Raw genomic sequence first — 20753 nt, forward strand, 5'->3', positions numbered from 1 at the left:
ATCGCCCGTACGGCTCGCCGGCCATGAGACTGGCCGGGAACCGCACCGAACGGGGGAGATGTGAACGAGCTGGTCGACCTCACCGCGACGGAGATGGCCGCGCTGCTGCGGGCGCGCGAGGTGAGCGCGGTCGAACTGACCGAGGCGAGCCTGCGGCGCGTCGAAGAGACGAACCCTCGGGTCAACGCCATCGTGACGCTGACCGCGGAGCGGGCGCTCGACCGGGCCGCACGCGCCGACGAGGACCTGCGGCGCGGCCTGGTGCGCGGCCCGCTGCACGGCATCCCGGTCGCGCACAAGGACCTCGCCGACACCGCGGGCGTGCGGACCACGTACGGCTCGCGGGCGTTCGCGGACCACGTCCCCACCGAGGACGACCCGCTCGTGCGGCGCATCCGCGAGGCGGGCGGGATCGCCCTGGGCAAGACGAACACCCCGGAGTTCGGCACCGGCTCGCACACGGTCAACGAGGTGTTCGGGGCGACCCGCAACCCCTACGATCTGTCGAAGAGCGCGGGCGGCAGCAGCGGCGGCGCGGCCGCGGCGCTGGCCTGCCGGATGGTGCCGCTCGCCGACGGCTCCGACATGGGCGGCTCGCTGCGCAACCCCGCGTCGTTCTGCAACGTGGCGGGCCTGCGGCCGACCCCGGGGCGGGTGCCGGCGAAGTCGGCGACGGCGGCCTGGTTCACGCTCAGCGTGCCGGGGCCGATGGCCCGCACGGCCGGCGACCTGGCGCTGTTCATGTCGGCCGTCGCCGGGTTCGACCCGGTCTCGCCCTTCTCGATCCGCGAGGACGGCACGGCGTTCGCCGCCTCCCTCGACATGGACCTCGCCGGAGTCCGTCTCGCCTTCAGCCCCGACCTCGGTGGCCTCCCGGTCGACCCCCGCACCGCCGCGGTGACGGCTCGGGCGGCCGAGACGCTGGCCGCGCTGGGAGCCAAGGTCGAGCGGGTGGACCTGGACCTGTCCGACGCCGAGGAGGCGTTCCGCGTCTACCGGTCGTGGTACTACGCGCTCAACTTCGGCGACCTCCCGGAGGTGGGTCCCAACGTCGCCTGGAACGTGGAGCAGGGGCGGAAGGTCACCGGGGCCGACCTCGCCCGCGCCGAGCGGTTGCGCACCGGGCTGTTCCACCGCATGCGGGAGTTCTTCGGCCGCTACGACTTCCTGGTGGCGCCCGTCAGCCAGGTGCCGCCGTTCCCGGTCGAGCAGCCGTACGTCACGGAGGTGGCCGGGGTGGAGATGCCCGACTACCTGGCGTGGATGCGGTCGTGCTACTGGATCAGCGTGCTGCACGCGCCCGCGATGTCGGTGCCGTGTGGTTTCACGCCCGACGGTCTCCCGGTCGGCCTGCAGATCGTGGGCAGGCCGTGGGCCGACATGGACGTCCTGCGCCTCGGGCACGCCTTCGAGCAGGCCACCGGCTTCTGGCGGACCGGGCCCCGGCTCGGCTGATCGCGCCGTCCCGCGCGAGGTGTCCCCCGCCGGCCGCGCGGGCTCGTGTTCGCGTGGTCGGGATTCAGCGGCTTCTCTCGTTGTAGGTCACGGCGAACTCGATGACCCAGAAGACCGCGGTGGCCACGAGCGGCCAGGCGAACAGCACGCCGTGCGCGGTCAGGTCCAGCGAGGTCGTGGTGGTGTAGCCGCCCGGCCCCGCCGCCTGGACCGCGCCCTTGGCCGTGCCGCCGACCAGCATCGCGACGTACCCGGCGAGCAGCCCGCCGGCGGCGAGCCCCAGGAGGACCTCGACCGGCCGGCCGCGCGACAGCACGTACCCCGCGATTCCGCAGACCAGGCCGAACGCGCCGGTGACCACCGCGAACCAGCCGTCCGCCTCGATGAGCGACTGCGTCTCGGGGTCGGCCACGTGCGGCGCCCCGTCGATCAGCACGTATCGCGTGGCGGGAGCGAGCGCCGACCACACGTATCCGGCGACCACGCCGAGCACGGCGAGCACGAGGACGGTCACGCCGATCGCCGCCAGATTGCCCCTCAGGTGCCGCACCGTCCCGATAGTACCCACGTGGTGATTGGGTCCGGTCCCGTTACTCTTGCTGAAGCCGGGTGCAGGGGACACACGGTATCGGTGTGGGCCAAGGAGGCCGAGTGAGCGAAGAGGTATGGCAGATCGACCCGTCCGGCCCGCTGCGGGGGGACGTGGAGGTCCGGGGATCGAAGAACGCGGTCTCGAAACACATGGTGGCGGCGATGCTCGGCACAGGCCCGAGCACGCTGCACAACGCCCCCGAGGTCGGCGAGGTGGGGCTCACCGCCGCCATGCTCGAAGCCCTCGGCATCCACGTGGAGATCACCCCGGGTGAGATCACCATCGAGCGGGGCACCGAGATCCGGCCGCGGGTGCCGGAGGAGTACACCGGGCTCAACCGCATCCCGATCCTGATGCTCGGTCCGCTGCTGCACCTGGCGGGCGAGGCGTTCGTCCCCCTCGTCGGCGGGGACCCGATCGGCAGGAGGCCGGTCAACTTCCACGTCGAGGCGCTGCGGTCGATGGGCGCGGAGATCGAGGTCGGCGACAACGGCATCACCGCCAAGGCGGCCCGGCTGCGCGGCAGCCGCATCACGCTCCCCTACCCCAGCGTGGGCGCCACCGAGACGATCCTCATGACGGCGGTGCTGGCGGAGGGCAAGACCGTCATCAAGGGCGCGGCGATGGAGCCCGAGGTGGTGGAGCTGGCGCTGTTCCTCCAGCGCATGGGCGCGATGATCGAGCTCAGCCCCGACCGCCGCATCGTCATCGAGGGCGTCGAGCGGCTGCACGGCGCCTCCACCTGGCTGGCCGGCGACCGCATCGAGGCGTTCTCCTACCTCGTGGCGGGCCTGGTGACGGGCGGCGAGGTGCGCGTGCACGGCTGCCACCAGGACCGGCTCGTCACGGCCATCACCACGCTGGCGAGGATGGGCGCGCGGTTCGAGATAACCGACGAGTGGCTGTGCGCCTCCGCCCCGGACGGCCTGCGCGCGGCGGCGGTGCAGACCGACACCCACCCCGGCTTCATGACGGACTGGCAGACGCCGCTGATGGTGCTGTTCACCCGCGCCGAGGGCATGTCGGTGCTGCACGAGACGGTGTTCGAGAACCGGCTCGTGTACGTGCCCGCGCTGCAGAAGATGGGGTGCGAGATCGAGGTGTTCGCCCAGTGCCTGGGCGGGCCGGCGTGCCGCTACCACGACACCAACGCCAAGCACTCGGCGGTCGTACGCGGAGTCTCCAACCTGCGCGGGGCCGACGTCACGCTCCCCGACATCCGCGCCGGGTTCTCCGCGGTGCTGGCCGCCGCCGTGGCCGAGGGCACCTCGACCCTGCGGGGCGTCAACCACATCGAACGCGGTTACCACAGACCGTTCGAACAGTTCACCTCCCTCGGGTTGAAGATCAACAGGATCACGTAAAGCTTTGCGGCCTCCGGGTTTGGAGAAACGCCAGAGGTCGCACTGATATCCCGTGACCTCTCGTCTTCTCAGCACCGTCCTCGCGTTGGGCATGTGCGGCGCGGCCGGGGGCACGCTGGTCGCCGGGCTGGTCATGCCCTACGTGGGCGGGGCCGGCCTGGCGGCCAAGAGCGCGGCCTCCACCTTCACCGACCTGCCCACACCCCTGCGCGAGGAGCCGCTGCCCGAGGTGACGCGGCTGCTCGACCGCAACGGGCACCAGATCGCCCAGTTCTACTACCAGAACCGGCAGTCGGTGCCGCTGAGCGCGGTCGCCCCGGTCATGCGCCAGGCCATCGTGGCCATCGAGGACGCCCGGTTCTACGAGCACGGCGGCCTGGACATCAAGGGAACGCTGCGGGCCTTCGTCACCAACACGCGGGCCGGCGGGATCCGGCAGGGCGGCTCGTCCATCAGCCAGCAGCTCGTCAAGAACATCATGCTGAACCAGGCCGAGTCGGAGCAGGAGCGGGCGCAGGCCCTCGTCCGCTCGTTCCGCCGCAAACTGGACGAGCTGCGGTACGCGCTGGCGCTGGAGCGCAAATACACCAAGGACCAGATCCTCGAGCGCTACCTCAACATCGCCTACTTCGGCGCGGGCGCGTTCGGCGTCCAGGCGGCGGCCAAGCGGTTCTTCGGCGTCGACGCCGCCGACCTCACGCTCACGCAGGCCGCGACGCTCGCCGGCGCCGTGCGCACGCCGTACGACACCGATCCCTCGCTCGGCGAGGAGCACCAGGAGAGGCTGCGCGCCCGGCGCGACCTGGTCCTGGGCCGGATGGCCGAGCTCGGAGTGATCGGCAAGGACGCGGCGCGCACCGCCGCGGCCGAGCCGCTGGCGCTGCACCTGCGCCCCGAGCCCGGCGGCTGCGCCGGCAGCGCCCACCCCTTCTTCTGCGTGTACGTGGAGCGCGAGGTGCTCACCAACCCCGCCTTCGGATACACCAGGGCCGACCGGGAGCGGCGCCTCCAGCGGGGCGGGCTGACGATCTGGACGACCATCGACCCGGTCGCGCAGCGGGCGGCTGAGCGCGCCATCGCCGCCCGGGTCAGGCCCCGCGACAACCAGGTGGCGTCCGAGACGATGATCGAGCCGGGCACCGGGCGCATCCGCGCGATGGCGGTGAGCAAGCGGTATGGGCGCAACCCGCACGACCGCGACCTCGGGCCCAGCACCACCTACAACCTGGCGGCCGACACCGCGCACGGCGGCGGGCTCGGCCTGCAGGCGGGGTCCACGTTCAAGGTGTTCACGCTGGCCACCGCGCTCAAGCAGGGGATGCGGTTCGGCGACGGCTTCACGATCCCCGGCTCGTACGTCCCGTCGTACGGCTATCGCGACTGCTCGGGCAGGGCCGTCAACGACCCGAACACGGTCATCCACAACGCGGGTGGCGAGGGCGGCGGCGGGCCGTACAGCCTGGAGATGGGCACCTGGCAGTCGGTGAACATCTTCTACATGCGGCTGGAGCGCGAGGTCGGCCTGTGCGACGTCGTGCAGACGGCCAAGTCGCTCGGCATCAGGCGGGCGGACGGCGCGCCGCTCCACGAGGTGCCGACGTTCACGCTGGGCGCCAACGAGATGGACCCGACGACCGTGGCGGCGGCGTACGCGGCGTTCGCCGCCCGCGGCCGCTACTGCAGGCCGATGGCCATCACCGCAGTCGTGGAGCGCGACGGCACCCGCACCGAGATACCGCCCGCCTGCGTGACCGCGCTCGAACCCGCGGTCGCCGACGCGGTGAGCCACGTGCTGACGGGGGTCTTCACCAAGGGCACGATGCGCGGCCAGTCCATCGGCCGGCCCGCCGCGGGCAAGACGGGCACCAACAACGGCTACACCTCGGCCTGGTTCGCCGGGTACACGCCCGGCCTCGCCGCCGCCGTCAGCGTGGGCGACATCCGCGGCTCCTACCGCTATCCGCTCACCGGCGTCACCATCGGCGGCCGATACTACGGCGCGGTGCAGGGCGCCTCGCTGCCCGGCCCGATCTGGGTGGACTCGATGCGCGCGGCCCTGCGGGACACCCCGGCGTACGGATTCGTCCCGCCCGACATGGCCCGGTTCGGCGGCGGCTTCACGCCGGGCCTGAAGGAGGCGCTGGAGAAGCAACGCGAGAAGGAGAAGAAGAAGCGGGAGGCCGAGCGCGGGAAGCACGACGACGGCGACGGCGCGTCGGCCCAGAAGGAGGGCGCGACGGACGGCGGCGAGGAGTCCTCCGGCAGCGCCAGGACCACTCCCCTGGCCACAGGCGGCAGGACCACTCCTCTGGCCGAAGGGGCCAGGACCACCCCCACCGCCGTCCGGGCCGCTCTCGCCCCTCCGCGCCGCTCCACCTCGGTCACCTCCACCTCGGTCACCTCCACCCGTAACCCGCCGGGCGCCACAGGCGCCCGCTCGGTCGCCCGTGGCTCCTCGCCCCATACGCCACTCCGCAGGGGCTCCGGCGCCGCGCCGGCGCCGTCCGGCTGGACGGGCTGGGCGAGTCTCACCCGCCCCCGCGCCGGTGCGAAGGGGAGCGGCCATCGGCCGGCGCGCGCCGCCCCGCCCGCCGCGTCCGGCCACCGGCCCGCTCGTCCCCGTGCCGGGAGAGCGACCGCCATCCGCGCGGCGGACGGCCGGCACCACGCCGTGACCCACGAGGGACGGCACCCGCGGGCGGCCCACGGTGCGAAGCACGCGGCGAAGCATCCGGCGGGAAGCCGGGGAACCGGCCGAGCCGAAGCATCGGCTCGACACCACCGTCCTGTCCACCGCGTACGGCGCCACGCCTGAGCGGATGGATGCCGCGCCCGCGATTGTGCCTGCCGCGCAGGGAGGCGGGGGGCGATGATGGGGGCGCGCCGAGCCGGACCGCCAGCGCGTCGCCCTCGTGGCGGGTCTCGGCGGAGCCGGCAAGACCGAACTCGCCCTGCAGGCCGCGCACCTCGCCCGGGAGCGCGGCTGGTTTCCCGGCGGCGTGCTGTTCACCGACCTCCAGGACTACGCCGACCACCCGTGCCGCCCAGAAGAGCCCGACCACGCGGAACAGCACGGCGGGGACGAGCGTCCCGGCCGCCACGATCGGAGCGGACAAGCGCGGCGATGCGGTGCGCGGCCGGGCGAGGTGCTCGGCGAGCTGCTGCGGGCGCTGGGACTGGCCCCCGAACGCGTCCCTCCCGGCACCCAGGACCGGGCCCGGCTGTTCGCGACGGTGCTGGACGCGTACGCCGAGCAGGGCCGGCCGATCCTGCTGGTCCTCGATAAGGCCTCCTCGGCCGAGCAGGTCAGGCCGCTGCTGCCCGGCACGGGCAGGGTGCTGATCACCTCCCGGCACACGCTGGACGTGGGGGCGCGCATCCTCGACCTCGGCATGCTCGCGCCCGGCGCGGCCGTCGAACTCCTGGCCCGTGCGCTTCGCCTGGCCCTGGGCGACGCCGACACCCGTGTCGCCCGGGAGCCCGCCGCCGCGGCGGACATCGCCGGTCTGTGCGGAGGGCTGCCGCTGGCCGTGCGGATCGTGGCCGCGCTCCTGGCCGCCGATCCCGTCCGTCCCCTGCGGGCGATGGCCGAGGACCTGGAGGAGGCCGCGACCCGGCTCGACGAGCTGTCGTACGAGGATCGTGGGGTGCGCGCGGCCTTCGAGCTGTCCTACCGCCGCCTCGGCGCCGAGGAGGCCCGGATGTTCCGGCTGATGACCGCCGCCGCCGGCCCCGACCTGTCCACCGAGATCGCCGCCGTCGCCGCGGACCGCGAGCCGCGCCCCGCCCGCCGCCTGCTGGAGGCCCTGCACCGCGCGCATCTCGTCGAGCGCGGCGGCGCGTACGGCCGGTGGCGCACGCACGACCTCGTCCGCCTGTACGCCGGGGAGCGGGCCCGCGACCAGGCGGGGCCCGACCGGCACGAGGAGGCGCGCGACCGGCTCCTCGACCACTGCTGCTCCCGGGCCCGTGCGGCCGGAGCGTGGCTGTCCCTACCGGAGGCCCAGGCACGGCGGGAAGGGCAGGCACGGCGGGAGCCGGCGGCGGCTGGGACATGGCGCCGAGCTCACCGCGGCCGTGACCCTGGGCAACGCCTACCGCCTCGCCCGCCGCTACGACGAGTCCGTCGCCCAACTGCGCAGGGCCCTCGGCCTGGCGCACGACGACCGCGCCCGCAGCCCGGTGCTGCACAACCTCGGGCTGACGTACCTGCGGATGGGGCACTGGCCAAGGCGGAGGCATGCCACCGCCGCGACCGCCGCATCTGCGCTCTCGCGGGCGACCTTCGCGGCAGGGCGCAGGCCGCCGTCGCGCTGGGGGACGCGCTGCGCGCGAGGCGGCGCCACCCGGAGGCGGCCAGGGTGCTGACCGAGGCCGTCACGCTGTTCCAGCGTCTCGACGGGCTCGGGCTGGGCAACCGCACCGCTCTCATGCAGGCGCGGGTCAATCTCGCGCTCACCTACCTGGGCGGCCGCCCGGACCGCACGCCCACGTACATCCTCTGGCAGTTGTGCGCCGCCCTCGCCGCCGCACGGGACCTCGACGACCGTCACGCGCAGGCGCTGATCTTCATGAACCTGTGCACGGCCTACCGGAACAGGTGCGCGGCCTGCCACGGACCGTCCGCCCTGGCGTGGGGCCGGCGCGCGGTCGCGCTGTTCGAAGAGCTGGGCGACACCTACCACCGGGCCCGGGCGCTGACGGCGCTCGGCCTGGCGGCCAGGCCGGAGGAGGCCCGGCGCAGCCTGGCCGAGGCGCAGTCGATCTTCGAGGATCTCGGCGCCGAGCGAGAGTGCCGGGAGGTGCGCGCCCTGTCGCGCGCCGGCCGTACGGAGCCGCCCCGGCGGGAGGCGTGTACGGCCGACGAGTCCGAGCAGGTGCGCGAGTGGGTGGACGACCTCCCGCACGCCGTGCTGCGCGGCGACGACGGACGCCTCGGCGAGGTGCTCATCCCCGGCTGCAACGTCGGCTGAGCCGCGGGACGACGGGGATCAGCCTTCGGTGTCCTCGTCGAGGCCGGGGCGCTCGCCGTTCATCTCCTCCGCGCGGCGCAGGGCGTCGGCGAGCGGGGGAACGTCCCAGGCGATCCGCTCCTCGTCCGTGGTGGCGGGATCGACCCGGTAAAGGCGCCATCTGCCCCCGGTGTCGACGTACTGCGTGCCGTATCGCTGGGGAAGACCGCGATGCAGGAGCCACCGGTCGAGGGCCGCCGCGGCCAGCCACCGCGCGGGCCGGAACCCCGCCGCCGCGGACCGCCGTGCCAGCTCGAAGCCCAGGTGGTAGTGCTCGAGCAGGCCACTGTGCTGAAGGACCATCGCCAGGTGGTAGTAGTCGCGGGGGCTGCGCACCCGTCCCAGCGCGAGCAGTTCCATCGCCCTCCTCCGGCGGGCCAGGTCGCGCGTCCCGCTTCCCTCGACGACACCGTCCTCGTAGCGGTCGCCTTGATCCTGCTCGAACAGGTCCGTGAGCTCGGCGTCGTCGGCGGCCCGGGGATCGGGGCCGGCGAGGCGGACAAGGACCTCCGGCAGGTTGAACGCCTCCGCCTGCTCACGCCCCGACCACGCGTCGGCCGCCCGGGACCGCGCCGTACGCCCGCGATGCAGCGAACCGCTCATGGCGCCAGGCCGAGAGCACGCGCCTGGACGTTGAACATCTCGGCGAACTTGCCCTCCTCTTCGAGTAGTTGTTTCACCTGCCCCTCCTGCACGATCCTGCCGTCCTCGATCACGAGGACCCTATCGGCCTCCACGATGGAGGACAGCCGGTGCGAGACGACGATGACCAGCTTGTCGGAGCACAACTCCTTCACGGACTTGACCAGCTCGAACTCGGCCACCGGATCCAGCGCCGAGCTCGCCTCGTCGAGGACGAGCAGGTCGGCCCGGCCGTCGAACAGGCCCCGCGCGATCATGAGGCGCTGCCACTGACCGCCGGACAGGTCGGTGCCGCCGTCGAACTGGCGGCCCAGCACCGTGTCGACACCGTTGCCGAGAGCCGCCACCGCGTCCGACATCCCTACGCGGGCGAGTAGTTCCTCCGGCCGCGCGTCCGTCTCCTCGCGTCCCAGTGTGACGTTCTCTTTGATGGAGAGGGCGAACCTGGTGGAGTCCTGGAAGACGACACCGGTCCGGCGGCGCAGCGCGCCTTCCAGCCCGCCGTTCACGCCGATCTCGTTCCACCGCAGCCTGCCCTCCCGCAGTGGGAGTAGCCCGCAGAGGATCTTCACCAGGGTCGACTTCCCGGAGCCGTTCTCGCCCACGATGGCCACGAATTCCCCGCGGTGGAAGCGCGCCGACAAGCCGTTGAGCGCCGGCCGATCGGAACCCGGATAGGCATACGAGGCGCTACTGAGCGAGACAACGGAAAGTTCCGGGAGCTCCTCGGCGGTGGATGCGTCCCGGTAGCGATCCTGGACCAGCGCACGCAGGACGTGGATGTCGTTCAGAAGCGTGCTCGCCTCGGTCGCTTCCGCGAGCCCCCAGGACAGGGACATGAGGAAGCCCTTGAGCCGTTGGAAGGCGAAGACGAACGCGATGATGGACGCGATGTCCCCGATGCCGCGAAGCGCCATGAGCAGGACGACCGCCCAGGCCACCCAGCCGGCGACGCCCGAGAAGACCAGGGCGGCGAGCTCCACCCGGCGAAGCTCACGGGCCTCCCGTACGAGTTCGGATCGCCTCCGTGACAGGGCCTCCAAACGCTTGCCGTCGAAGAACCCGGCCACTCGGAAGGTACGGATCTCTTTGGCACTCGACCGATCGGTGAGGACGGACATGAGATAAGCGGCGGCGCGCTCGGTCGGGGTGGCCTCCTGGATGAATTTCATGCGCACCGCACCTCGGCGCTGCGCGAGCCACCAGGTGGGAACGAAGGAGATCAGTGCGATGCCGAAGAGCAGCGGATCAAGCGAGATGACCGCGACGGCCGTCCCGATTCCTCCCGCCAGCGCCGTCACGGTGTTGAGCAGCGCCTGGGCCATCTGTGTGGGCCGCAACGAGGCGGCCCGGGTCGCACGGTCCAGGTGATCGTAGAAGTCCGAGCGGTCGAAGGCTTCCAATCCGACGCCGGTGGTGGCATCGACGATCATGCGCTCGGCGGCCAGCCGCACGTCGAAGGCGAGGTAATCCAGATAGCTCGACCGCCACACCTGGATGACGCGTTCGACTCCTACGGCGAGCACACCCGATGCGAGCGGAACCAGAAGGGACGTGACCTCGACTCGGGCGATGCCGCCGGCGGTCATGAGCGTGCCGATCACGGCCGCGGTCGCCAGGGGAACCACTGCCGCACAGGCCCCGGCCACCACGCTCATGGACACCAGCACCGAGTAGGAACGACGGCTGGCACGCACGATGAAGCGCAATCCCGTGCCCAGATGACGAAACTGCGCGAGGACTCCGTTCATGGGAAGACTTCGAGCGCGACGCGGACACAGTTCACGCAGACGAAGCCGACCTGCCGCCGATCGGGGAACTTGTCGACGTCAGGAGCCGCGTCGGCCGGGATGCCACAGAAGAGGCACGCCAGGCCGTTCGTCTCCGCGGGCAGGCCCGGCCTCATCGCGCCCCCGCTCGCCAGGAGCGCGCAGGACCGACAGACGGAGGCTCGTTCTCCGAAGACGATGTGCCGGGGGTCGGGAACGGTCCCGCACAGGCAGCACTCGAAGTCCCGGGTGAGCCCCAGCCGTTCGCTGGCGCTGTCGTTCTCGTCGGAGAGCAGGATTTTCAGCAGGCGGAGGCAGCGCGCGGCGACGTCCTCGCTCAGTCCCGCGCCGAGAAGCCGGGCTCGAAGGGTCGCCACCGCGCCTGTGTCGCCCTCCGGGAGTGTTCTCAGGAGGAAGGCCAGGGCTCCGTCGAGAACGGCGACCGATTTCGCGACAGCCGTGATCGCCCCGTCCACTGCGTCCGGCGGTTCAGCCATGTCTCCCCGCGGACTGCAGCGAGGCGGCCCCCTGCAGCGCGTCGCAGATGGCCGTGGTGATCGGCAGCCCCAGCTCTATCTCCAACCAGGCCCACTGCCCGGAGGGGTTGATTTCCAGAAAGACATACCGCTCGTCCGGTGTCAGGATCAGGTCGATCGCCCCGAAGGCCAGCCCGAGATCTCGGACCAGCGCCACCAGGGCGTCCGACACTTCCGCAGGCAACTCGAGATGCCGATACGTGATGCTGGAGTAGGAGGTGCGGAAGTCGACTTTGCCCTCGGGAGTCGCGGAGGCGTCGATTCCCGCGGTGAACACCTTGTCGCCCACCACCGTGACCCGCAGTTCGAGTTTCTTCGCCACCTCTTGCTGGAACAGGCACGGCGATATTTTTATCAGGCCGTCGTCGAGGTCGTCCTCGGTGATGACGCTGGTGTAGATGACCTCGTTCTCGCCGGACACCGGATTGACCACGTCGGAAAACGCCAGTGTTTTGTAGACCGTCCGATGACCGGCGCGCCGGTTCTCACGGATGAACGCACGCGCCTCGTCTGCTGAATTGGTGATGAGGGTTCGCGGTATCTCGAGTCCGCGCCGGCGGGCGGCCTTCAGTTGAATCGGTTTGAATTCCGCCCGCATCGACGCCTCCGGATAGTTCATCCAGAACGCCTCCTGTAGTCGCAGCAGACCGCCGAACGCCGCCGAGGCCTCGTCCCGGGCGAACCAGCGCTCCTCACGGGTCAGATGTTCGGGAAACTGGAAGGACGTCGGCCGGCGCCACCAGATGCTGCGGACGCCGCCGAGCCGGACGCTGCGGCTCGGCCTGTGAAAGGCACCTTTCCAATCGCCTTCGCCACTGTCGATCGAAGCGGACAGATCCATCCGGGACGGGAACTCTCCCAGGTCCATCCGAACGAACGGGACAGATCGCCGGTTGAACTCGTGCGCGACGAAGTCCGCGGTCGGGTCGATCTGCTGGGTCAGGACAAGAATGGTCGGCGCCGACGAGTCAGACACTTCTCCGTCCCCGCCGGTCTAGTCTCTGTCGCGGTCGGTGGCGTCCGTGTCCTTGTCCGAGTCGGGGCAGACCTGGTTGCCCGTCGAGACGATGAGCGTTCCGGTGGCGGGCGTCTGCTCGATGGAACCGGCGACCGTCACCATTCTGGGCAGAATCGAGCCGTCCCACGGCCCGGCCAGTGATTCGAGCGCCAACTGCAGTTCGTCGTTGTACTCGAGTTCGAGCCCCTCGATTACTTCGGCGAACGGGCGGCTCAAGGACAACCCGAACACCGAGGGACGATCCTTGCGGACTTCGGTCGTACTGAGCGGAACCCCGAACGGAACGCCCAGCGGGAGAGGACTCGTGGCGATGTCGGAACGGCGATTCGGGCTTTTCGAAACGCGCGTCACTGCCTCTGCTATCACGCCCATGTTACCCCCGTCGGTGTGGAAATGATCGCAGTTGCAGGCAAACATGGTGGCCCATTTCGGGTCAAGTAGGATTTTTGCCCGATCAGTGACTCTGCGGATCGCCAAAGTCACCCAGGTCAACGGTGTATCGCTGAGCGCGGCTGACGGTTTTACGGTGCCCTCGGTTCGACCAGCACGAATTCCCCGCTCCGGACGCCGCGGCAGGCGGAGGGAGTGGCGGGCTTCCTTCTCGGCACGGGCCGTCGTCATACGACTCTCGAAGGTTTCCGGGCGGCCGCACGAAGCCACGCGGCCGCCCGGAACCGGAGACACCTGCCGGCATGCGCGTCTTCCGCCGACGAGTGCCGCGACGTCTCGATCGGCTACGGCTCAGCCGCCGCGCCACGGCCCCGGTGTACGGTCACCCGGCCAGGCAGGCCGGGCCGAGCAGTTGCTTGAGGTCGCCCATCAGGGCGGGTGACGGGGTCACCCGGAGCCGGTCGTCCAGCCGCATGACCGTCGTACGCGGCCCGTTGTGCACCTGGAGGTGGACCTCCGTGGTCCCGGGGTGGGTGGTGAGCACCTCCTTGAGCCGGCCGACGACGGGCGGCGTGCAGCGGTTGATCGGCATGCTCACCACCAGCGGTCCGCCCGACTCTGCGGTGAGGTCCGGCGCGGTCACCTCCATCGCGATGATCTTCGCGACGTCCTCCCGCTTGTCGATCCTGCCCTTGACGAAGACGATCGCGTCCTCTGCGAGCACGGTCGCGCAGAGCTGGTAGGCCGACGGGAAGATCATGACCTCGATGGAGCCCTCCAGGTCCTCCAGCATGGTGAGGACCCAGGTGTCGCCCTTCTTGGTCACCTTCCGCTGCAGGCCCGACAGGATGCCGCCGACCGTGACGACCTGCCCGTCGGGGCGGCTGTCGTCCTGCAGCGCGGCGATGGAGCAGTCGGCGCCCGCCGACAGGATGTGCTCGACGCCGAACAGCGGGTGGTCGGAGACGTACAGGCCGAGCATCTCCCGCTCGAACTGCAGCAGCGTCGTCTTGTCCCACTCCCCCGGCGGGATCTGCACGTCGAAGGTCTGGTCCTCGGCGCCGTCGATCGCGCCGAACAGCGAGTCCTGGCCGATCGCCTCGTTCTTCTTGATGTCGATGATCGCGTCGACCGCCTGCTCGTGCACCATCAGCAGGCCCTTGCGCACGTGCCCGAACGAGTCGAACGCGCCCGACTTGATCAGCGACTCGATGACGCGCTTGTTGCAGACGATCGCGGGCACCTTGCGCAGGAAGTCCTTGAAGTCGGTGAACCTGCCCTTCTCCTTGCGCGCCGCGATGATCCCGTCCACGACGTTCGCGCCGACGTTGCGGATGGCCGACAGGCCGAACCGGATGTCGGTGCCGCGCGGGGTGAAGTCGAAGTCGGAGTCGTTGACGTCCGGCGGGAGCACCTTGATGCCCATGCGGCGGCACTCGTTGAGGTAGAGCGCCGACTTGTCCTTGTCGTCCTTGACGCTGGTCAGCAGCGCCGCCATGTACTCGGCCGGGTAGTTGGCCTTGAGATAGGCGGTCCAGTAGGACACCAGGCCGTACCCGGCGGTGTGGGCCTTGTTGAACGCGTAGTCGGAGAACGGGAGGAGGATGTCCCACAGGGCCTTGATGGCCGCCGCGGAGAACCCGTTCTCCTTCATGCCCTTCTCGAAGAACTCGAACTGCTTGTCCAGTTCGGACTTCTTCTTCTTGCCCATCGCGCGGCGGAGCAGGTCCGCGCCGCCGAGCGTGTAGTTGGCCACCTTCTGGGCGATGGCCATGACCTGCTCCTGATAGACGATCAGGCCGTAGGTCGTGCTGAGGATGTCCTTGAGCGGTTCCTCCAGCTCGGGGTGGATCGGGATGATCTCCTGCTGGCCGTTCTTGCGCAGCGCGTAGTTGGTGTGCGAGTTGGCGCCCATCGGGCCGGGCCGGTAGAGCGCGAGGGCCGCGGAGATGTCCTCGAAGTTGTCGGGCTTCATCAGCCGCAGCAGCGTGCGCATGCCGCCACCGTCCAGCTGGAAGATGCCGAGCGTGTCGCCCTTGGCCAGCAGCTCGTACGTCTTGGTGTCGTCGAGCGGGAGCTCCAGCAGCTCGATCTTGTTCCCGGTGTTGCCCTCGATCATCTTCAGGCAGTCGTCGATGATCGTGAGGTTGCGCAGGCCCAGGAAGTCCATCTTCAGCAGGCCGAGCGTCTCGCAGGTCGGGTAGTCGAACTGCGTGATGATCGCGCCGTCCGAGTCGCGGCGCATGATCGGGATGTGGTCGGTCAGCGGCTCGGCCGACATGATGACGCCGGCGGCGTGCACGCCGGTCTGCCGGATCAGGCCCTCCAGGCCGCGCCCGAGGTCGATCGTCGCCTTGACGTCGACGTCCTCCTCGTACAGCTTGCGCAGCTCGCCCGCCTCGTTGTAGCGCGGGTGGTCGGAGTCGAAGATGCCCGACAGCGGGATGTCCTTGCCCATCACCGCCGGGGGGAACGCCTTGGAGATGCGGTCGCCCAGCGCGTACGGGTAGCCGAGGACGCGGCCGGCGTCCTTCACGGCCGCCTTCGCCTTGATGGTGCCGAACGTGGCGATCATGGCGACCTTGTCGGCGCCCCACTTCTCGGTCACGTAGCGGATCACGTCGGCGCGCCGGCGCTCGTCGAAGTCGATGTCGATGTCGGGCATCGAGACGCGCTCGGGGTTGAGGAACCGCTCGAAGATCAGGCCGTGCGGGATCGGGTCGAGGTCGGTGATGCCCAGCGAGTACGCGACCAGCGAACCGGCGGCCGAACCACGGCCGGGACCGACCCGGATGCCGTTGTTCTTGGCCCACATGATGAAGTCGGCGACCACGAGGAAGTAGCTCGGGAAGCCCATCTGGATGATGACGCTGAGCTCGTTCTCGACCCAGGCGCGGTGCTCCTCGTCCACGCCGCCCGGGAAGCGGCGCTTCAGGCCCTCCCAGACCTGCTGCCGGAAGTACTCCTCCTCCGTCATCCCCTCGGGGATCGGGTAGGTCGGCATCAGGTTGTGGTAGGGGAAGAAGCCCTCGGGGTCGACCTTCTCGGCCACCAGCAGCGTGTTGCGGCACCCCTCCTGCCAGATGTCGGAGGAGTCGACCGCCCGCATCTCGTCGGCCGTCTTGATGTAGTAGCCGCTGCCGTCGAACCGGAACCGGTCCGGGTCGCTGAGCTGCTTGCCGGTCTGGATGCACAGGAGCGCGTCGTGGCCGGCCGCGTCCGACTCGTACGTGTAGTGGGAGTCGTTGGTGACCACCGGGGGGATGTCCAGCTCGCGGCTGATCCGGACCAGGCCGTCGCGGACCCGGCGCTCGATGTCGAGGCCGTGGTCCATGATCTCCAGGAAGTAGTTCTCCTTCCCGAAGATCTCCTGGAACTTCGCTGCGGCCTTGAGCGCCTCGTCGTACTGGCCGAGCCGCAGCCGGGTCTGCACCTCTCCGGACGGGCAGCCGGTGGTGGCCATCAGGCCCTCGGCGTGCTCGGCGAGGATGTCGGCGTCCATCCGGGCCCACTTGCGGACGAAGCCCTCGGTGTAGGCGCGCGAGCTGAGCTTCATCAGGTTCTTCAGGCCGGTCTTGTTCCGCGCCCAGATGGTCATGTGGGTGTAGTAGCCACCCGCCGACACGTCGTCGCTCTTCTGGTGCGGCTCGCCCCACAGCACCGGCTTCTTGTGCATGCGCGACTCGGGCGCGACGTACGCCTCGATGCCGAGGATGGGCTTCACCCCGGCGCCGGTCGCCTGCTTGTAGAAGTCGTAGGCGCCGTGCATGTTGCCGTGGTCGGTGATCGCGATCGCGGGCATCTCCAGCTCGCCCACGAGTTTGAACATCTGCTTCAGCCGCGCCGCTCCGTCGAGCATCGAATACTCGGTGTGGACGTGCAGATGAACAAACGAATCACCCATGAGACCCCCATCGTCACCGGACCGCGGACAGAGCCTAACGCGAACCAGTGGGACTCACGTGGTTCGGATCCTATCTCCGTTCCTCGCCGTCCCGCTTCTCCTCGGACAGGCGCAATCCGGCCTCGATCACGGCGTTCATGATCGGGGCGAGCAGCCCGGCGCCGAGGCTGGGGGCGCGGCGGGCCATGGCCGCGACGAGGCGCCGCTCGCGGTCCATGTCCCGCCCTCTGAACCCGCCGACGGGCTTGAGCCGCTGGATCCGCCCGGCCAGCGCGGCCCGGCGTTCGAGGAGCGTGGCGAGGGCCGCGTCCACCCGGTCGATCGCGGCCCGGGCCGCGTCGAGGGTCTCGGGATCGTCCGGCCGCACGAGTGCCGCCATGACGGTCGCCGCCTCGTGCGCCGCCGCGAGAGCCCCCTCGGGCGCGCCCGGGCCGACCAGCAGTCCGTCCGCTCCCGCCGCCACCGCCGCATCCGCGAGCCCGCCGTCGCCGCCCAGCCCGGCGAGCGCCGGGCGCCCCGTGCGCTCCCGCGCGGCGCGCATGAGCCCGAGGTCGGGCGCGGCGTCCTCCGGCTCCGCGCGGCCCCCGCTCTCGCAGAGCACGACCGCCTCGTTGCCCTCGGCCGCGCAGTCGTCCGCCGCGGCCAGCCACTCCTCCAGCATCGCCGCGCGCCCGCTCCGGACGATCCCCCGCTGCAGGACGACGGGGAGCCCGAGCCGGGCCGCGGCGCGTACGAGGTCGGGGTCGCCCGCCCAGGCCGCCCCGACCACCACTCCGTCGGCGTGCCGGGCCACGGCGGGCAGGTCGGCCACCGTGGCGGGCTCCACCAGCAGCGGGCCCGTCCAGCGCGCCCTGGCCTCGGCGACCGCCCTGGCCCCCGAGGAGTCCGCCCTGGCCTCCGAGGTGTCCGCCGGCGTGTCCCGCGCGGTTTCCGCGCCATCGCCGGGAGGGCCGCCGTCGCCGCGCAGGCGCAGCCAGCGGGCGTCCTGGCCCCCGATGACCACAACGGGGAGCCCGTCGCCGATCACGAGGTCGCCGATCCGTACGGCGTCGCGGTCGAGTTGGGCTGCCTTCGACATGTGGGCTCCTCCGTGGGCCGGCCCCGCGGAACCGGCCGTCTGCCATGGGGACTCGTTGAGATCGGGACTGGCTGAGATCGGACTTCCGAGAACGAAAAAGGCAGAGACGCTGGCGTCCCTGCCTCAAGCCGGCTCCGGATGGTCGCTAGCTCACCGTCACGCGACCGGCCCTCCCGGAGCCGGCCTCGTAAACGAGCTGTACCTACCCATAACAAGGACCTTAGCAGCGACAGGCCACGGCTCGAACCGATCTGTCTCGGATTCCGGGATCGCCGGTCATGGACGCGGTTGATCCCTTTGCCATCCGTGGGACGATTCATGGGTCCAGGAAGGGGTTCGAGTGTCGCGTGCGGAAGGCCGGCTCGTCGGAGGCCGGTACCAGTTGATGGAGCCGATCGGCCGGGGTGGCATGGGCGTCGTCTGGCGCGCCCACGACCAGTTGCTGGACCGCGCGGTCGCGGTCAAGGAGGTCCGCTACGACAGCGCCATGGGCGACGAGCTCAGCGACCTCAATCGCCGGACCATGCGCGAGGCCCGGGCCGCCGGCCGCCTCACCCACCCGAACGTGGTGGTCGTCCACGACGTGATCGAAGAGGACGACCGGCCCTGGATCATCATGCAGCTCGTGCCGTCCCGCTCGCTCGGGCAGGTGATCAGGGAGGACGGCCCGCTGGCCCCCGAGCGCACCGTCGAGATCGGCCTGCAGATCCTGGACGCGCTGCGCGCCGCCCACCGCCAGGGCGTGCTGCACCGCGACGTCAAGCCCGAGAACGTGCTGCTCACCGATGACGGCCGGGTGGTCCTGACCGACTTCGGCATCGCCAGGCTCGAAGCCGACTCCACCATGACCCGCACCGGCCTCGTCGGCACCCCCGCCTTCATCGCCCCGGAACGGCTCCGCGGCGAGGCCGCGCAGCGCGAGTCCGACCTGTGGTCGCTCGGCGCCACGCTCTACACGGCCGTGGAGGGCAAGCCCCCGCACGACCGGGGCATGGCGATGGCCACCATGCACGCCGTGCTGAACGACGACCCGGCCCCGCCGCGGCGCGCGGGCGCGCTGGGTCCCGTGCTGCTGCGGATGCTCGCCAAGGAGCCCGCCGACCGGCCCGGCTACGACGAACTGACCCGGCTGCTCAAGCGCGCGTCGCGGGATCTGTCCCCGCCGCCCTCCCGGCCCGCCGCCGCGCCCGCCGAACCTGCTTCGCCGCGGCCCGTGACGCCGGAGACCCCGAAGCCGGAGGCCGCGAAGCCGGAGGCCGCGAAGCCGGAGGTCCGGAGCCCTCGGACGCCCGCCTCCCGTCCCGGTGCGGCCAAACCCTCCCGGGGCGCGGCGCCGTACCCGCCCGCATCTCCCCCGCCCGTGTCCTCCGCGCACCGCGACGAGCGCCCCGCGACGCCCGCGGAGCGCGACGAGGCGCCGGGCCCCGGCGAGATCACCTCACCGCTGCCGGTCATACGCGACGAAGGGGCACAGGAGCAGGAGGACGGCCCGGCTCGGGAAGAGGCCGGGAAGGCGCCGGCGGCCATGCCGGAGACCGGAGCGCAGGCCGCCCCGCCCGTCCGTACGTCGCCCTCGACCGGCGCCCCCGCCGAGGAGAAGCCCGGGAAGGAAGGCGGTCCGGCGGCGGCGGACGCCCAGGACGGCACCACCAAGGTCGCCCCTGCCGTCACCGCCGGCACTGCCTCCGGCAAGGCCGGCGCGGCCTCCGGCAAGGAGGACCGCGAGGCGCCGGAGGGCTCGGCCGCCTCCGGGAAGACGAAGGATTCCGGCGCCTCCTCCGGCGAGCGGACACCCTCGGCCACACCGCCCTCGACCACACCGTCCTCGGCGGCCTCCGGCGCGAGTGCGCCCCCGAAGGGCGCCGCTGGCGGGAGCGCCGCGTCGAGGGGCGCGGCGGGTTCGACGTCGTCCGCCTCCTCCGGTTCCACCGGCTCCCAGACCGGCTCCGAGACCCGTGCCGACGCCGGCTCCGGGGGCGACAGCCGTACGGACCGGACGGGCGACCGCGCCGGAGCGGCCCGCGCCGAGACGCCACGGTCCCTCGCGAACGACGGGTCCGCGCCGGGCGCGGGCGACGAGCGGCGCGCCGCCACGGCGGACCGGACGCAGGACGCCTTGGGCGCGGCCGGGATCGCCGGCGCCGGGAGCCCGATCGCCGGGCTGAGGCAGGCGCCTGCGACGGTGCCCCCGCAGGGCGGTGCGGCGTGGCACGAGGTGTCCACCACCGCTGTCCGGCCGCGGTCGTCGAACAGCCTGCTGAAGGTCGCGCTGATCCTCATCCCCGCGCTGCTGGTCGTCGCGGGTGTGGCGGGCTACCTCGGCCTGCGGGCGGGCGAGGGCGACCCGGGGGGCGACCCCTCCGCCGGGTCGGACGCGGCCCCGGCCGCGACGGGGAAGGGCGGCCAGAAGCCCTCCGCCTCGGCGTCCTCCTCGGCCGCGCCGTCCTCCGCCGAGCCGTCCGCGTCCGCCTCGGACGAGGCGACGACGTCCCCGTCCCCCGAGCCCTCCCCGAGCTCCGATGCCATCGGACCCGGGGATGTCCCCGAGGGCTGGCACAAGTACAAGCACTCGAGCGGGTTCTCCATCGCGCTGCCGAAGGGGTGGCACGTGGACGGCAGGGGCAACGGCGAGGTCCGCTTCCGCGGCGACTCGCACACCTACCTGGAGGTCCACCACACCACCAGTCCCGAGTCCGACGCGCTGAAGGTCTGGCGGCGTGATGTTCCCGGGATGAGCCGCAACTTCCCCGGCTACAAGCTCATCGAGATCAGAGAGGTCAAGGGGTACTGGAAGACCGCGGCCGACTGGGAGTTCACCTTCGGAGACAGCCCGTACCGGTCACGGGTGATCGACCGCGGCTTCGTCACCGACAAGCACAACGGCTACGCGCTGCTCTACAAGACCCAGGACAAGGACTGGAAGAAGAAGAAGGAGCTCTTCGAGACCATGGCCGCCACCTTCAAGCCGGCGAAGTGACGCGCTCCCCCGCCGA

At 71.3% G+C, this 20753-nt stretch carries 13 protein-coding genes; 5 read left to right on the forward strand and 8 right to left on the reverse strand.

Annotated features, from left to right (window positions below; all coding sequences use genetic code 11):
- Window positions 1–60 precede the first annotated feature (60 nt).
- On the forward strand, window positions 61–1455 hold the full coding sequence (locus Msi02_RS01230) for an amidase (RefSeq protein WP_239108002.1): 1395 nt from the start codon (window positions 61–63) through the stop codon (window positions 1453–1455).
- Between the two features lie 64 nt (window positions 1456–1519).
- On the opposite strand, the gene Msi02_RS01235 is transcribed toward Msi02_RS01230, so the two are convergent.
- Window positions 1520–2005 (reverse strand): hypothetical protein, encoded by a 486-nt coding sequence (locus Msi02_RS01235; RefSeq protein ID WP_079319716.1) that lies wholly within the window; start codon window positions 2003–2005, stop codon window positions 1520–1522.
- 101 nt (window positions 2006–2106) lie between these two features.
- Between Msi02_RS01235 and murA the strand changes: the two genes are divergently transcribed.
- From murA to Msi02_RS01250, 3 genes are all read left to right on the forward strand, one after another.
- On the forward strand, window positions 2107–3411 hold the full coding sequence (gene murA / locus Msi02_RS01240) for a UDP-N-acetylglucosamine 1-carboxyvinyltransferase (RefSeq protein WP_079319717.1): 1305 nt from the start codon (window positions 2107–2109) through the stop codon (window positions 3409–3411).
- Between the two features lie 52 nt (window positions 3412–3463).
- Complete coding sequence (locus Msi02_RS01245; protein ID WP_239108003.1) at window positions 3464–6226, forward strand: transglycosylase domain-containing protein; 2763 nt, start codon at window positions 3464–3466, stop codon at window positions 6224–6226.
- A gap of 97 nt (window positions 6227–6323) precedes the next feature.
- Window positions 6324–8384: a hypothetical protein gene (locus tag Msi02_RS01250; RefSeq protein WP_204046662.1), complete on the forward strand. Its 2061-nt coding sequence runs from the start codon at window positions 6324–6326 to the stop codon at window positions 8382–8384.
- Window positions 8385–8402: 18 nt separating this feature from the next.
- Here Msi02_RS01250 and Msi02_RS01255 read toward each other — a convergent pair whose 3' ends face one another.
- The 7 genes from Msi02_RS01255 to Msi02_RS44380 all read right to left on the reverse strand — a co-directional run bounded on the left by Msi02_RS01255 (window position 8403) and on the right by Msi02_RS44380 (window position 17760).
- Window positions 8403–9026, reverse strand: coding sequence for a hypothetical protein (locus Msi02_RS01255; protein ID WP_204046663.1), 624 nt, complete (start codon window positions 9024–9026; stop codon window positions 8403–8405).
- Window positions 9023–10816, reverse strand: a complete 1794-nt coding sequence (locus tag Msi02_RS01260; protein WP_204046664.1) for an ABC transporter ATP-binding protein — start codon at window positions 10814–10816, stop codon at window positions 9023–9025. The genes Msi02_RS01255 and Msi02_RS01260 overlap by 4 nt, the downstream gene beginning before the upstream one ends.
- A complete protein-coding gene (locus tag Msi02_RS01265; RefSeq protein ID WP_204046665.1) occupies window positions 10813–11331 on the reverse strand; it encodes a hypothetical protein in 519 nt (172 codons plus the stop codon). The genes Msi02_RS01260 and Msi02_RS01265 overlap by 4 nt, the downstream gene beginning before the upstream one ends.
- On the reverse strand, window positions 11324–12346 hold the full coding sequence (locus tag Msi02_RS01270) for an MvdC/MvdD family ATP grasp protein (protein ID WP_204046666.1): 1023 nt from the start codon (window positions 12344–12346) through the stop codon (window positions 11324–11326). The genes Msi02_RS01265 and Msi02_RS01270 overlap by 8 nt, the downstream gene beginning before the upstream one ends.
- 18 nt (window positions 12347–12364) lie before the next feature.
- A complete protein-coding gene (locus tag Msi02_RS01275; protein WP_204046667.1) occupies window positions 12365–13009 on the reverse strand; it encodes a hypothetical protein in 645 nt (214 codons plus the stop codon).
- A gap of 151 nt (window positions 13010–13160) precedes the next feature.
- Window positions 13161–16682 carry a DNA polymerase III subunit alpha gene (dnaE, locus tag Msi02_RS01280; protein ID WP_204046668.1) on the reverse strand — a complete coding sequence of 1174 codons (3522 nt, stop codon included), beginning with the start codon at window positions 16680–16682 and terminating at the stop codon, window positions 13161–13163.
- A gap of 70 nt (window positions 16683–16752) precedes the next feature.
- The gene (locus Msi02_RS44380; RefSeq protein ID WP_204046669.1) at window positions 16753–17760 is read right to left on the reverse strand and encodes a chorismate mutase; all 1008 of its coding nucleotides are present in this window, start codon (window positions 17758–17760) and stop codon (window positions 16753–16755) included.
- Between the two features lie 340 nt (window positions 17761–18100).
- On the opposite strand from Msi02_RS44380, the gene Msi02_RS01290 reads away from it, so the two are divergent.
- Complete coding sequence (locus tag Msi02_RS01290; RefSeq protein ID WP_204046670.1) at window positions 18101–20737, forward strand: serine/threonine protein kinase; 2637 nt, start codon at window positions 18101–18103, stop codon at window positions 20735–20737.
- Window positions 20738–20753 lie beyond the last annotated feature (16 nt).

It is taken from the genome of Microbispora siamensis, from assembly GCF_016863095.1.
In the GTDB taxonomy this organism is placed as follows: Bacteria; Actinomycetota; Actinomycetes; order Streptosporangiales; family Streptosporangiaceae; genus Microbispora; species Microbispora siamensis.